The sequence below is a fragment of the Noviluteimonas lactosilytica genome (assembly GCF_020866925.1).
Lineage (GTDB): Bacteria > Pseudomonadota > Gammaproteobacteria > Xanthomonadales > Xanthomonadaceae > Noviluteimonas > Noviluteimonas lactosilytica.
In genome coordinates, this window is record NZ_JAJGAK010000004.1 from 244,757 (window position 1) to 257,950 (window position 13,194).

Sequence of the window (13,194 nt, forward strand, 5' to 3'; positions counted from 1 at the left end):
ATGGCCCGCACGCCGTTGTTCGCCCTGCTGCAACGCGCCGCACGCATCGCGCGCAATGCTTCGCACGCCGACATGCCGCTCGACGAATTCCAGGAACGCGGCCGCGCGCTGCGCGTCGACGCCACGCGTCGCCGATTGTTGCAAGGCGCCGCGGCGAGCCTCGCGCTCACCGCATGCGCACCGGCGACACGCATCGCGGGCGGCGGCGGCATGCCCGACGTCGCGATCGTCGGCGCCGGCATCGCGGGCCTCACCGCCGCATGGCGCCTGCGCCAGGCCGGCGTGCCCGCGCGTGTGTTCGAAGCGCAAGCGCGCGTCGGTGGTCGCATGCTCAGCCTGCGCGACCACTTCCCGAACGGGCAGGTGATCGAACTCGGCGGCGAACTGATCGACACGGGACACGTGCGCATCCGCGCGCTCGCGTCCGAACTCGGCATCACGCTCGACGACCTGCTCGACGGCGATACCGACGTGGATACGTGGTGGTTCGGCGGCCGCCGCATCGGCGAACGCGAACTCGTCGAAGCCTTCGTCCCGATCGCGGCGATGATCGAACGCGATGTCGCGACGCTCGGCGAAGGCGCGCTCGACTACACCGACACGAACCCCGCCTTCCGCGCGCTCGACGCGATCTCGATCGCGCAATGGCTCGACCGCAACGGCGTGAGCGGCTGGCTGCGCGACCTGATCGACGTGGCGTACACCACCGAGATGGGCCTGCAGATCGAAGAGCAGAGCGCGCTTAACCTGCTCACCTTCATCGGCACCGAGGACGACGACGCGTTCAAGGTCTTCGGCGAAAGCGACGAGCGCTTCCACGTGCGCGGCGGCAACGATCTGATTCCCCGCACGCTCGCCGACCGGATGCCCGGCACCGTCGAAACCGGCCACGTGCTCGAAGCCGTGCGCACCGAAGGCAGCGGTGTCGTGCTGACCTTCCGCCGCGCATTCAGGCAAGGCGATCGCGGCGTGCCGCGTGAGCCTTCCTGTACCCGCCGGTATTTTTTTGCAGTGCAGCGTGCATTCGCGATAACGAATCCTTCACCCTTGGGCTGCATCCCGACGTGGGGGAGGGAGCAGGCCCGCAACCGGTTCGTCCGGGGCGGGCTTTTTATTTGCCTCATGCCACGTCCATCGGAATGATGTCGGCGATGACGGACCTCGCCGACGATTACGCCAAGCGCCAGCTCGAACGACTGCGCGCCGCCGTGCCCACGCCCTGGGCGCCCCATGCCGAATCCATCCTCTTCGACGTCGCGCGCGCGAGCGACTTCGCGATCGACACGCTGCTCAGGCAGCCGGCGCTCGTCGATACGCTCGCTTCGTTCGCGCCGCCCGCGTCGCTGGTGCTCGCGCGCGATGCGCGACGCGATTGGGGGACGTTGCTTCGGCGACATCGCACCGCCGAATCGACGCGCCTGGTCTTTCGCGACGTCGCTGGCGTGGACGATGTCGACGCGACCCTCGCGGGCAGCACGCGTCTCGCGGATCAATGCCTGCAGGTCGCGCTCGAAGCACTCGAAGTCGAATTCGCGGAACGCTTCGGTCGCGTGCGCGCGCCCGACGGCAGCGCGCAGCGGCTGGTGGTGTTCGGCCTCGGCAAACTCGGCGGCGGCGAACTCAACTTCTCCTCCGACGTCGACCTCGTCTACGCGTATCCGCAGGAAGGCGAAGCCGACGGCCCGCGTTCGCTCGCGGCGGAAGACTATTTCGCGCGGCTCGGGCAACAACTCGCGAAGCTGCTCGACGAAGTGACGGCCGACGGGTTCTCGCATCGCGTCGACTTGCGCCTGCGCCCGTTCGGCAACGCGGGGCGCGTGGCGCTGCCGTTCGCCGCGATGGAGTCGTACTTCCAGCGCGAAGGTCGCGACTGGGAACGCTACGCGTGGCAGAAGGCGCGCCCGGTCGCGGGGGATGTCGCCGCGGGCCTGCGCTTTCTCGAAACGCTGCGGCCCTTCGTCTATCGCCGCTATCTCGACTACGGCGCGCTCGACGGCCTGCGCGAGATGAAGGCCGCGATCGCCGCGGAAGTCGCGCGCAAGGAACTCGCCGACGACGTGAAGCGCGGCCCCGGCGGCATCCGCGAGATCGAATTCCTCGTGCAGGCGTTGCAGTTGATCCGCGGCGGGCGCGAGCCCGCGTTGCGCGAACGCCGCCTGCTGCCGGCGCTCGATGCGCTCGTCGACGCAGGGCAGGTGTCGACCGAAGCGGGCGCGGCGCTCACCGACGCATACCGTTTCCTGCGCCGCCTCGAAAATCGCCTGCAGATGTTGCGCGACGCGCAGACGCACGCCTTGCCGCAGGGCGAGCTCGATCGCCATCGCATCGCGCGCGGACTCGGGTTCGACGACTGGACGGGGTTGCGCACGACGCTCGATGCGCATCGCGGTCGCGTGGCCACCGAATTCGAAGCGCTGCTCGCCCCGCGCGGTCGCACCGCGGCGCCGAGCGAACTCGCGACCTACTGGCGCGCGTTGCCCGACGCGGGCGATGCGCAGACGCTCACCGACGCGGGCTTCCGCGACAGCGAAACGCTCGACGGCAGCCTGCGCGATTTCGCGCGCGCGCCCGGCGTGCGCACGTTGTCCGACGCGACGCGCGCGCGCCTGGATCGCGTGCTGCCAGCGTTGCTCGCGTCCGCCGCGCGTGCGACGCAACCGGATGCCGCGTTGCGTCGCGTGTTGCCGCTGTTGCACACCTTGCTCCGTCGCGCGAGCTACCTCGCGTTGCTCGACGAACAACCGCCCGCGCTCGCGCGCCTGGTCGACGTGGTTTCGGGTAGCGCGCTGCTCGCCGAACGCATCGCGGCGCATCCGCTGTTGCTCGACGAACTGCTGGATCGACGCACCAATGAAGCGATGCCCGCGCGCGAGGACTTCGTCGCCGCCTGCAGCGCGACGCTGCGCGACGACGATGCCGAAGCCGCGTTGATGGCCCTGAACGAAGTGCGCCAGGCGCTGAGTTTCCGCATCGCGCTCGCGACGCTCGATGCGCGCCAGTCGGCGCAGGACAGCGCGCGATTGCTGGCGTGGCTCGCCGACGCGGTGGTGCAGGTCGTGCTCGAACTCGCGCAGCGCGAAGTGGAACGCGCGCATGGCCGCGTGCCCGGTGCGCGTTTCGCCGTGCTCGGTTACGGCAGCCTCGGTGGCCAGGAACTCGGCTTCGGTTCCGACCTCGACCTCGTGTTTCTCTACGACGCGCCGCCCGATGCGCATTCCGACGGTGCGCGGCCGCTCGATGCATCGCGCTGGTTCGCGCGCCTGGCGCAGAAGATCGTCGCGCTGCTCGGCACCGTGACGGGCGCGGGGCGCCTGTACGACGTCGACGTGCGCCTGCGCCCCGATGGCGCGAAGGGCCTGCTGGTGTCGAGCCTCGCGAGTTTTTCCGACTACCAGCGCGAACGCGCGTGGACCTGGGAACACCAGGCGTTGGTGCGCGCGCTCGGCGTGGCAGGCGATGCCACGCTGATCGCGGACTTCGAACGCGTGCGCGCGGAAACGCTGGCACGCGCACGCGACCCGGAAACGCTGCGCGGCGAGATCGTGCAGATGCGCCAGCGCATGCGCGCCGAACTCGATCGCACGGATGCGGCGCGCTTCGATCTCAAGCAAGGCGATGGCGGCCTCGTCGACCTCGAGTTCCTGCTGCAGTGGGGCGTGCTGGATCGCGCCGACGAGAATGCGGCGTGGCTGAAGCCGCGCGATACGCCGGGGCTGCTGCGCCTGGCGTGCGAGGACGGGCTCTACGATCGCGAACGCTGCGATGCGTTGCTCGCGGCGCATGCGGCGCTGCTCGATGCGGGATTGAAGTGCACGCTGGATCGCCGCCCGCGCATCACCGCGGAAACCGATGCGATCGCGGCGGCGCGCGCGACCATCCGCGCGGCGACGCAAGGCGCGGGGCTCGCGTTCGGCTGAGCGACGTTCCGGTCCGCGCTGCCGCGCGTCAGCGCTTCGGCAACCGCGCGCGCACTTCGGCGGCGACGCGCGCCGTCTCGCGCAGCGGCGTGACCGCATACGCGTCCAGCGCGTCGTCGAACGCCCGCACGCGGCCCATGCGATCGAGTGCGTCGTGGAAGCGACGCAGGCGTCCGTCGACCGACTCGCGCCCGAGCACGAACACCGGTACGCGCGTCGCGCTCGCTTCACTCAGCATGTTCACCGAATCGGCGGTGCACACGATGCGGTCCGCCCACGCGAGCAGGCCTGCGTACGGATTGTCGCTGTCGTCGCCGCCCGGCGTGGTCGGCGCGAACCAGCGCAGGCCCGGAATGTCGGCGCAGTGCGTCTTCAACGCCTGCGCCCAGTCGGTGGGCGTGCGGCGCGACGTGGTGGCGAGCAGGCTGCCGCCCTCGGCACGCAGCCGCGCATCGAGTTGCCGGAGGTCGCGCGCGAGCGCCGCGGTGTCGTAACCGGCGATGTGTTCGCTCGGCCCGCCGAGCAGCAACGCGGTGCGCGGCGATGCGAGCGGCGCGAGGATCGAGAAGTCGCTGCGCGCCTGCGCGAGCCACACGTCGTCCACCGGATGCAGGCTGCCGACGAGGGTGATGACGTTGTCGCCGGCGAGGCCGTCGTGTTCCGGCGCGACCACGAGGTCCCACAGGTGCGGCGGCAGGCGCGGGTCGAGGATCTGCACGGCCTGCGCGCCGCGCATGCGCAGCCGGCGCGTGGCGAGCGCGGCCTGTCGCCCGCATCCGATCGCGAGCGACGGCGGCGTGGCGAGCATCGGTGCGAACCCGCTGAACGCGTGGTCGCTGCCGGGCATCGCGCGCGGCGCGCCCCAGCGCCATGGCGCGCGGGGCCGCAGCGTCACGTCGCGCGCATCGCCGTACCCCATCGCATGCGCGAGCGCCCGCGCCTGGCGCACGTTGCCCGCGCGTCCATCGGTGAGCGTCCAGCAAGCGGCGGGCGAGGGCTGTTGCACGCAGGAAATCGGTCCGTTGCGGCCACGGTCTCGGCCGCTTGACGCGCGACACTCTACACTGCGCGTCTCGACGCAACTGCGCGCCACGGCACGGACCCGCCCCGAGATGCCCGCTTCGAACCCGCAAGACCAGCACGACGGCGACGCTTTCAAGCCGACGCTGCCCGACGCCTCGCTCGACCAGTTGTTCCGGCAGGCCCGCACCTACAACCGCTTCACCGGCGAGGTCGACGACGCCACGCTGCATCGCCTCTACGACCTGCTCAAGTGGGGACCGACGACGTCCAACAGCTGTCCGGCGCGCTTCGTGTTCGTGCGCTCGCCCGAAGCGAAGGCGAAGCTCGGTCCCGCACTGGACGAAGGCAACTACAAGAAGACGATGGCCGCGCCGTGCACGGCGATCGTCGCCTACGACATCGCGTTCTACGAAAAGGTGCCGGTGCTGTTCCCGCACACCGACGCGCGCGGCTGGTTCGACACCAAGCCCGAGCCCGACCTGCGCACCATCGCGCTGCGCAACGGCAGCCTGCAGGGCGCATACCTGCTGCTCGCCGCGCGTTCGATCGGCCTGGATTGCGGCCCGATGTCGGGCTTCGACAACGCGAAGGTCGACGCCGCGTTCTTCCCCGGCACCAGCTGGCGCTCGAACTTCCTGGTCAACCTCGGCAAGGGCGATCCCGCTTCGATCTTCCCGCGCTCGCCGCGCCTGAATTTCGACGAAGCCTGCCGCATCGATTAACCCACGAGGACCCCCATGACTCGCACCAGATTGCTGATCGCGTCCCTCCTGCTCGCCATCAGTTCGGCGCAGGCCGCGTCGAACACCTACAAGCTCGATCCGAACCACACCCAGGTGCTGGCGTCGTGGGACCACGGCGGCTTCTCGCGCCCGTCCGCCAACTTCGGCGGCGCCGACGGCACGCTCGTGTTCGATCCGGACAAGGTCGAAGCGTCGAGCGTCGACGTCACGCTGCCGCTGTCGGGCCTCGATGCGTTCGTGCCGAAGCTCACCGAGCACCTGCGCACCGCCGACTTCTTCGATGCCGAAACGTGGCCGACCGCGCGCTTCAAGAGCACGAAGGTCGAGCAGGGCGCTTCGCCGAACAAGCTCAAGGTGACCGGCGACCTCACGATCCGTGATGTCACGAAGCCGGTCGTGCTCGACGTGACCCTCAACAAGGCCGGCGAAGGCCGCGGCGGTGCACCGAAGGTGGGCTTCGACGCGACGGCCACGATCCTGCGCAGCGAGTTCGGCATCGCGAAGTTCATCCCGAGCTCCAGCGACGAGGTGCAGCTCCGCATCACCACCGAGGCCACGGTGCCGCAGGCGCCGACGGACGCGGCGAAGTGATCCTCGAGCGGCCCGCCGGTGCGCGCGGCGAGGTGTCGGCAGGCTGGTTGCACAGCCGCCACACCTTTTCGTTCGGGCACTACTACGACCCGCAGTGGATGGGGTTCGGGCCGCTGCGCGTGATCAACGAGGACATCGTGGCGCCGGGCGGCGGCTTCCCGCCGCATCGGCACGCGAACATGGAGATCCTCAGCATCGTGTTGTCGGGTGCGCTTGCGCATCGCGACAACGCGTCCAATGAAGGGCGGGGCGACGAAGGCGTTCTGCAACCCGGCGAAGTGCAGTGGATGAGCGCGGGCCACGGCATCGAGCACAGCGAGTTCAACGGGTCGAAGGACGCGCCGGTGCATTTCCTGCAGATCTGGATCCAGCCGGATCGGCTCAATGCGCAGCCGGGGTATGCGCAGCGCGCGTTCGATCCGGCCGCGCGCGAAGGGCGCTGGGCGACGCTGGTCGCGCCCGATACCGCGGGCGACGTGGACGGCGCGCTGCCGCTCCGCCAGCAGGCCTGGCTGCGCGCGGTGCGCCTGGCCGACGGGCAGGCGGTCGACGTGGTCCTCGATCCCGCGCGCCGCTACTGGCTGCACGTGGCGACGGGCGATGCCGAATTCGATGGCCGCGCGCTTTCGGCCGGCGACGCGCTGGGCCTGGTCGAGGAGGGCGGAACGCGCCGCCTGCTGGGCCGCGGCGCCGCCGAGGTGTTGCTCTTCGATCTGCCGGCCTGAGCTCCGAAGCCGCGCGACACGGGCCGGCTGGTAAACTTCCGGCCCGCGCATCACGCAGACCCCTCAGCGCCATGGCCGAACATCACTCCCACGCTCCCGTCGCCGCCGCGCCGGCGAACGCGCAACAGCGCTATGAAGTGCGCCGCGCCGACCTGCCGCTGAGCTGCCCGCTGCCGTCGATGGCGCTGTGGAATTCGCACCCGCGCGTGTACCTGCCGATCGAGGCCGAAGGGGGCGAATCCACGTGCCCTTACTGCGGCTCGCATTTCGTGCTCGTCGACTGATCTTCCCGCGACGATGGCCGGTCCGCGCCGGACGATCGTCCAGTTGCTGCCAGCGCTCGATGCGGGCGGCGTCGAACGTTCCACCCTCGAGATCGCCGAAGCACTCGTGCGCGCGGGCGATCGCGCGATCGTCGTGTCCGCCGGCGGTCGCCTCGTGCCGCGCCTCGTCGCACTGGGCGCGGAGCACGTGCGGCTCGACATCGGCCGCAAGTCGCTGCTGACCCTGCGTCATGTCACGACGTTGCGACGTTTGTTCGAACGCGAGCGCGTCGACATCGTACATGCGCGCTCGCGCCTGCCCGCATGGATCGGCTGGCGCGCGGTGCGCGGCATGGGCCGCGCGGCGCCACGCTTCGTCACCACAGTGCACGGACTCAACTCGCCGTCGCGCTACAGCGCGATCATGACGCGCGGCGAACGCGTGGTCTGCGTGTCGGAGACGGTGCGCGACTACGTGCTCGCGCATTACCCGAAGACCGATCCGTCGAAGCTGCGCGTCGTCCCGCGCGGCATCGATGCGAAATCCTTCCCGCACCATCCCTGGCCCGATAAAGATGCGCGCCGCCGCGCGACGACGCTGCATCCGCAGCTCGGCGGCGACGGCCCGCTGTTGTTGTTGCCCGGTCGCGGCACGCGCCTGAAGGGCCATGCCGACGCATTGACGCTGCTCGCCGCACTGCGCGCGAACGGCCGCGACGCGCGCCTGTGGTTGCCCGGCAGCCGCGAGGAAGGCCGCGACCATTACATCGGCGAACTCGAAGCGCAGGCCGCGGACCTCGGCCTGTCCGATGTCGTGGCGTTCACCCCGTCGACGTTCGCGATCGCCGACGCCTACGCCGCGAGCGACCTGGTGCTGCAACTCTCGCGCAAGCCCGAAGCCTTCGGCCGCACCGTGCTCGAAGCGATGGCGATCGGGCGTTGCGTGGTGGGCTGGGATCACGGCGGCGTCGGCGAACTGCTGCGCACGCTGCAACCGCGCGGCGCCGTTCCCCCGTTCGACGGCACGTTGCTCGAGCGCACCGCGGACGCCATGCTCGACGCGCCGCCGCCGCGTCCGGTTACGATGCCCTACACGTTGCGTGCGATGCAGGAGGCGACGCTCGCCGTCTATGCAGAACTCGATGCAGGACTCAATGCAGAACTCGATCGGACCTGATCCTCGAAGTGCGGAAGCGCAACGCGCCCCCGCGGGCTGGCGCTGGGCGCCGGCGTGGGTGCTGGCGTTCGTGGCGCTGTGGCCGGCGCCCGGTTACGCCGAAGGCATCCTCGTGCTCGGCGCGCTCGCGGCGATCGTCAAGCTCCTGCTCGCGCGTTTCCGCGGTGGCGCGCAGTTGCTGAGCGCGCCGGCGTGGGCGCTCACGAGCGTGTTGTTCTTCGCGTACTGGTTGCCGCAGGCGGTGTCGGCGATCGATGCGGTCGATCCCGCGCGTGCGTTCCGCGAAGCCGCGGTCGACCTGCGCTACCTGCCGTTCCTGTGGCTCGTCGCGGCCGCGGTCGCGGACGATCGGGGGCGGCGCGTCACCTTCACCGGGCTTGCGGTCATCGTGCTGGTGTGGACGTTCGACGCGCTGATGCAGGCGGTCACCGGCACGAGCCCGCTGTTTTTCGGCATCGATTCGGTCAAGCGCATGATCAGCGGACACGGCATGTGTTCGGACGAAGCGGTGCTGGCCGTCGATCGCCTCAGCGGCATCCTCGGGCCGTGCAACCTCAAGTTCGGTCCGATGCTCGCGAGCATGTCGCCGTTCGCGCTGTACTACGCGGCGCGGCGCTTCGGTGCGATGGGCTGGTTCGTCGCGGCGTTCCTCATCGGCGCGGTCGTGCTGCTCGCCGGCGCGCGCGCGGCGTGGGTCGTGTACGGGTTCGTGCTGTTGTGGTCGGGCTGGCGCGTGCTGGGATGGAAGCGCCTGATGGCGGTGTTCGCCGCCGGTGCGATTTCGCTCGCGGTGCTCGGCGTGTTCGTGCCGCAGGTCGGCGAGCGCATCGAACGCACGATGCAGTTGGTCTCCACGAAGGAATCGGACGTCGACACCGCGCTCTCCGGGCGCACGCGCATCTGGTCGGCGGCGGTGTGCATGTATCGCACGCACTGGGTCAACGGCGTCGGCGCACGTGGATTCCGGCAAGCGTTCCCGGCGTGCGACCCGGCGGCGGGCAAGCTCGCGGCGTGGGGCGAAGGCCCGGCGCTGCACGCGCACCAGATCGTCCTCGAAGTCGCCAGCGAGACCGGCACCTTCGGACTCGTGCTCTGGCTCTCGGGCCTGGCGCTCGGCTGGCGCGCATGGCGTTTCGCTTCGCCCGAATCGCGCGAACACGCGCGGCCGGCGATGCTCGCGCTCGCGGCGACGCTGTTCCCGTTCAACACGCACCTCGCGTTCTATTCGACGTTCTGGGGCGGGCTCGCACTGATGCTCGCGGCGTTGTACGCGGGCAGCCTGCTCGGTCGCGACACCGACGCGCAGGAGCCCCACGCGTGAGCGGGCGTCCGCCGATTTCCGGCGTCGTCACCACGTTCAACAACGCTTCCACGCTCGACGCGTGTCTTGCGAGCCTGGCGTTCTGCGACGAGCGCGTCGTGCTCGATTCGGGATCGACCGATGCGACCGTCGAGATCGCGCGGCGCCACGGCGCACGCATCGCGACGAAGCCGTTCGCCGGTTACGGCCCGCAGAAGCAGCACGCAATCGACCTCGCGACGCACGACTGGATCCTGTTGCTCGACGCGGACGAACACCTGACCGACGCCGGCCGCGAGGCGATCGAACTCGAACTGCGCAACGCGCGCGCCGACGGCTATCGCCTGCCGCGGCAGGAGTGGCTGTTCTGGCGCTGGGCGCACCCGCACGCGCGCGGCAACTGGCAGTTGCGGCTGTTTCGCAAGTCGCGCGGGCGCATGAACACGGTGCCGGTCCACGCCGCGCCCGTGGTCGATGGCGATCGACGCGATCTCGACGCGCCGTTCCGCCACTACGGCGAACCGCGGCTCGCCGATCGCGTCGACAAGGTGAATCGTTATTCGAGCGGCCTGGTCGTGCACAAGCGCCAGGGCGGCGTGCGCGGAATCGGCATGCGCATCCTGCTGCAGCCGACGCTCGCCTTCCTCAAGCTGTACATCGGCAAGCGCTACTTCCTCGACGGGTGGGCGGGCTTCTTCGCCGCGCGCACGCACGCGTTCTACACCTTCCTCAAATACGCGAAGCTGCTCGAAGCGCAGCGCAGCTCGGACGAGCCGACACTTCGGAGTTGAAGAACGGGTTGCATCGCTTCGGTCGGGCGGAGGGGCGCGCATATGCATGTTCCCCTCTGCCGGTCCTGGCAAGCGCCATCCATGGCCAGCCAAAGACCGGGCGCACGGCCCCCGTCGTAAGGGCAACGCCCTACAACTCCGGCTGCGCTTCAGCTTCTGCTCTTCGCTCTCGCCGAAGATGTGGAGAGAGTGAATCCGAGGTGCGGGGCGGCACGTGCAGGCGTATGTACCCCGAGCAAAACCATGGAGGGTTTTGCGCACGGTTCTTGGCTGGCCATGGATGGCGCTTGCCAGAACCGGCGGGATACATACGCCTGCACGTGCCGCCCCGCCCATCCGAAGTCGCGCTCTTCGCGCTCTTCGCTCTCAGATGCCAGCGTACGGCGTCGAGCCGTCGGGTTGCCGCTTGAATCGGCGATGGATCCACAGGTACTGGTCGGGCGCTTGCCGTGCCATCGATTCGATCGCGGCCATGACCTGCGCGGTATCCGCGGTCGCATCCTTCGACGGAATCGCATCGAGCGCCGGCAACACGCGCAACGTGTAACCGCCGTCCGCGCGACGCGCATGCTGGAACGCGACCACCGCCGCACCCGCCAGGCGCGCGAGCTGGTGCGTCGAGGCCAGGCTGTGCGCGGGAAGACCGAAGAACGGCACGTAGACGGTGTCGCCGCGGCTCGGATCCTGGTCGGGCGCGTACCACAACAGGCCGCCCTGCTTGAGGTGCTTCACCGCGGGGCGCACTTCGAACTTGGTGAACATCGCCTGCGCGTAACGCAGGCGGCCGTGCTTCACCGCCCATTCCATCGCGGGCTCGGCGTGCGGGCGATACATGCCGGCGAGCGGCGCGTAGTCGCACATCAGGCGGCCGCAGATTTCCAGCGTGGTGAAGTGGCCGGACACGACGATGACGCCGCGTCCGCCCGCGCGCGCGGCTTCGAGGTGTTCGAGGCCTTCGACGATGAGACCGCGACGCAGCGGCGCGACCGAGCCCCACCACGCGCGCGCGAATTCGAACAGGCCGATGCCGAGCGAGGCGAAGTGTTCGCGCAGCAGCGCATCGCGCGCGGCGGCGTCGAGCTCGGGGAAACACAGTTGCAGGTTGCGTTCGGCGATGCGACGCCGCTTCGGGAGCGCGACACGCAGGAACGCGCCGGCGACACGCCCGAGCCCGCGCTGCACCGCCCACGGCAGGCGCGCCAGCGCGGCCATCGCACCGATGCCGGCCCACGTGGTCCAGTGGCGCGGCCCGAGGGGCGGGCGATCGACGGGGGTGTCCTGCGTCATGCCCGCGATTCTAAGGGCAACCTCCAACGAACAAGTCCGATATCCTGCCCGCCTATGCGGACGGACCCCATCGAGCGCGTGCTGCGTGGCCTGTATTCGGCCGCCCTGTACGTGTTGCTTCCGATCACGGTGTACCACCTGATCTGGCGTGGGTTCCGCCAGCGCGCGTACTTCCGTCGCTGGCCCGAGCGCTACGGCGTCTACGGCCGGCCGCAGGACGAGGACGCGCCGCGCGACATCCTGTGGGTCCACGCGGTGTCGGTGGGCGAAGTCAACGCCGCGGCGCCGCTCGTGAACGCGATCCGCCGCCTGCATCCGCAGCTGCCCCTGCTCGTCACGACGATCACGCCGACGGGCTCGGCGCGCGTGCGCGCGCTGTGGGGCGACGCGGTGCGCCACGTCTACCTGCCGTACGACCTGCCCGGCGCGGTCGATCGCTTCTTCGAGCATTTCCGCCCGCGCGCGGGGCTGATCCTCGAAACCGAGTTGTGGCCGAACCTGTTGTTCGGCGCGCGCGACAACGGCGTGCCGACGTACATCCTCAATGCACGCCTGTCGGCGCGTTCGCTGCGCGGTTATCGCGTGCTCGCGCCGCTGATCTCGCGTGCGCTGCGCACGCTCTGGCGCGTCGGCGCGCAATCGCAGGCCGACGGCGAACGCTTCATCGCACTCGGCGCGCGCGCCGAGCAGGTCGTCGAACTGGGCAACCTCAAGTTCGATACGCCGGTGCCGGAAGGCATCGGCGATTTCGTCGCCAAGTTCGTCGCGCAGGCAGGCACGCGGCCGGTGTGGATCGCGGCGAGCACGCACGAAGGCGAAGAGGAGGCGGTGGTCGACCTGCATCGTCGCCTGCGCGCGCGCTTTCCCGATTTGTTGCTGCTGTGGGCGCCGCGGCATCCGGAACGCTTCCGCGCAGCCGTCGATCACGCGCATGCGGCGGGGTGGCGCGTGGCGACGCGCAAGCTCACGCGCCTCCCAGGGCCGGGCGACGATGTGTTCATCGTCGATACGCTCGGCGAGTTGATCTGCTTCTACGCCTGCGCGCAGGTCGCCTTCGTGGGCGGAAGCCTGCAGGCGATCGGTGGACACAACCTGCTGGAGCCCGCGGCGGTCGGCACCGCGGCGGTGACCGGTCCGCACCTGCACAACTTCGCCGAGATCGCGCGCCTGATGCAGGACGCGCAGGCGGTGCGCATCGCGAAGGACGTCGACGAAGTGCACGCGGCCCTCGCCGAATTGCTGGCCGACGAAGCGGCGCGCGCACGCATGGCCGATGCAGGACGACGCCTGGTGGCGGAAGGACGCGGTGCGCTCGCGCGGAGTCTCGCGATGATCGCGCCGGTGCTGCCCGCGACGCGACGCTGAAACGACGAAGCC

The 13,194-nt window shown here is 70.1% G+C and carries 12 protein-coding genes; 10 read left to right on the top strand and 2 right to left on the bottom strand.

What is annotated here, in order from left to right; all coding sequences use genetic code 11:
- On the top strand, positions 1–1,143 hold the full coding sequence (locus LK996_RS15190) for a flavin monoamine oxidase family protein (RefSeq protein WP_230528211.1): 1,143 nt from the start codon (positions 1–3) through the stop codon (positions 1,141–1,143).
- Complete coding sequence (gene glnE / locus LK996_RS15195) at positions 1,143–3,917, top strand: bifunctional [glutamate--ammonia ligase]-adenylyl-L-tyrosine phosphorylase/[glutamate--ammonia-ligase] adenylyltransferase (RefSeq protein ID WP_425493799.1); 2,775 nt, start codon at positions 1,143–1,145, stop codon at positions 3,915–3,917. Before LK996_RS15190 ends, glnE begins: the two co-directional genes overlap by 1 nt.
- Before the next feature lie 28 nt (positions 3,918–3,945).
- Here the strand turns inward: glnE and LK996_RS15200 are convergent, their stop codons facing one another.
- Positions 3,946–4,923: a mitochondrial fission ELM1 family protein gene (locus LK996_RS15200; protein WP_230528213.1), complete on the bottom strand. Its 978-nt coding sequence runs from the start codon at positions 4,921–4,923 to the stop codon at positions 3,946–3,948.
- A 106-nt stretch (positions 4,924–5,029) separates the two neighbouring features.
- On the opposite strand from LK996_RS15200, the gene LK996_RS15205 reads away from it, so the two are divergent.
- The 7 genes from LK996_RS15205 to LK996_RS15235 all read left to right on the top strand — a co-directional run bounded on the left by LK996_RS15205 (position 5,030) and on the right by LK996_RS15235 (position 10,530).
- A complete protein-coding gene (locus LK996_RS15205; RefSeq protein ID WP_230528214.1) occupies positions 5,030–5,662 on the top strand; it encodes a malonic semialdehyde reductase in 633 nt (210 codons plus the stop codon).
- 15 nt (positions 5,663–5,677) lie between these two features.
- Positions 5,678–6,274: a YceI family protein gene (locus LK996_RS15210; protein WP_230528215.1), complete on the top strand. Its 597-nt coding sequence runs from the start codon at positions 5,678–5,680 to the stop codon at positions 6,272–6,274.
- The gene (locus LK996_RS15215) at positions 6,271–6,999 is read left to right on the top strand and encodes a pirin family protein (RefSeq protein WP_230528216.1); all 729 of its coding nucleotides are present in this window, start codon (positions 6,271–6,273) and stop codon (positions 6,997–6,999) included. The genes LK996_RS15210 and LK996_RS15215 overlap by 4 nt, the downstream gene beginning before the upstream one ends.
- A 71-nt stretch (positions 7,000–7,070) precedes the next feature.
- Complete coding sequence (locus tag LK996_RS15220; protein ID WP_230528217.1) at positions 7,071–7,283, top strand: zinc-finger domain-containing protein; 213 nt, start codon at positions 7,071–7,073, stop codon at positions 7,281–7,283.
- 13 nt (positions 7,284–7,296) lie between these two features.
- Positions 7,297–8,439 carry a glycosyltransferase gene (locus tag LK996_RS15225; protein WP_230528218.1) on the top strand — a complete coding sequence of 381 codons (1,143 nt, stop codon included), beginning with the start codon at positions 7,297–7,299 and terminating at the stop codon, positions 8,437–8,439.
- Positions 8,417–9,760, top strand: coding sequence for an O-antigen ligase family protein (locus LK996_RS15230; protein ID WP_230528219.1), 1,344 nt, complete (start codon positions 8,417–8,419; stop codon positions 9,758–9,760). Before LK996_RS15225 ends, LK996_RS15230 begins: the two co-directional genes overlap by 23 nt.
- Positions 9,757–10,530, top strand: coding sequence for a glycosyltransferase family 2 protein (locus LK996_RS15235; RefSeq protein WP_230528220.1), 774 nt, complete (start codon positions 9,757–9,759; stop codon positions 10,528–10,530). Before LK996_RS15230 ends, LK996_RS15235 begins: the two co-directional genes overlap by 4 nt.
- A 366-nt stretch (positions 10,531–10,896) precedes the next feature.
- On the opposite strand, the gene lpxL is transcribed toward LK996_RS15235, so the two are convergent.
- Positions 10,897–11,817, bottom strand: coding sequence for an LpxL/LpxP family Kdo(2)-lipid IV(A) lauroyl/palmitoleoyl acyltransferase (gene lpxL / locus LK996_RS15240; protein WP_230528221.1), 921 nt, complete (start codon positions 11,815–11,817; stop codon positions 10,897–10,899).
- Positions 11,818–11,871: 54 nt separating this feature from the next.
- Between lpxL and waaA the strand changes: the two genes are divergently transcribed.
- Positions 11,872–13,182: a lipid IV(A) 3-deoxy-D-manno-octulosonic acid transferase gene (gene waaA / locus LK996_RS15245; RefSeq protein WP_230528222.1), complete on the top strand. Its 1,311-nt coding sequence runs from the start codon at positions 11,872–11,874 to the stop codon at positions 13,180–13,182.
- The last annotated feature ends 12 nt before the right edge of the window (positions 13,183–13,194 follow it).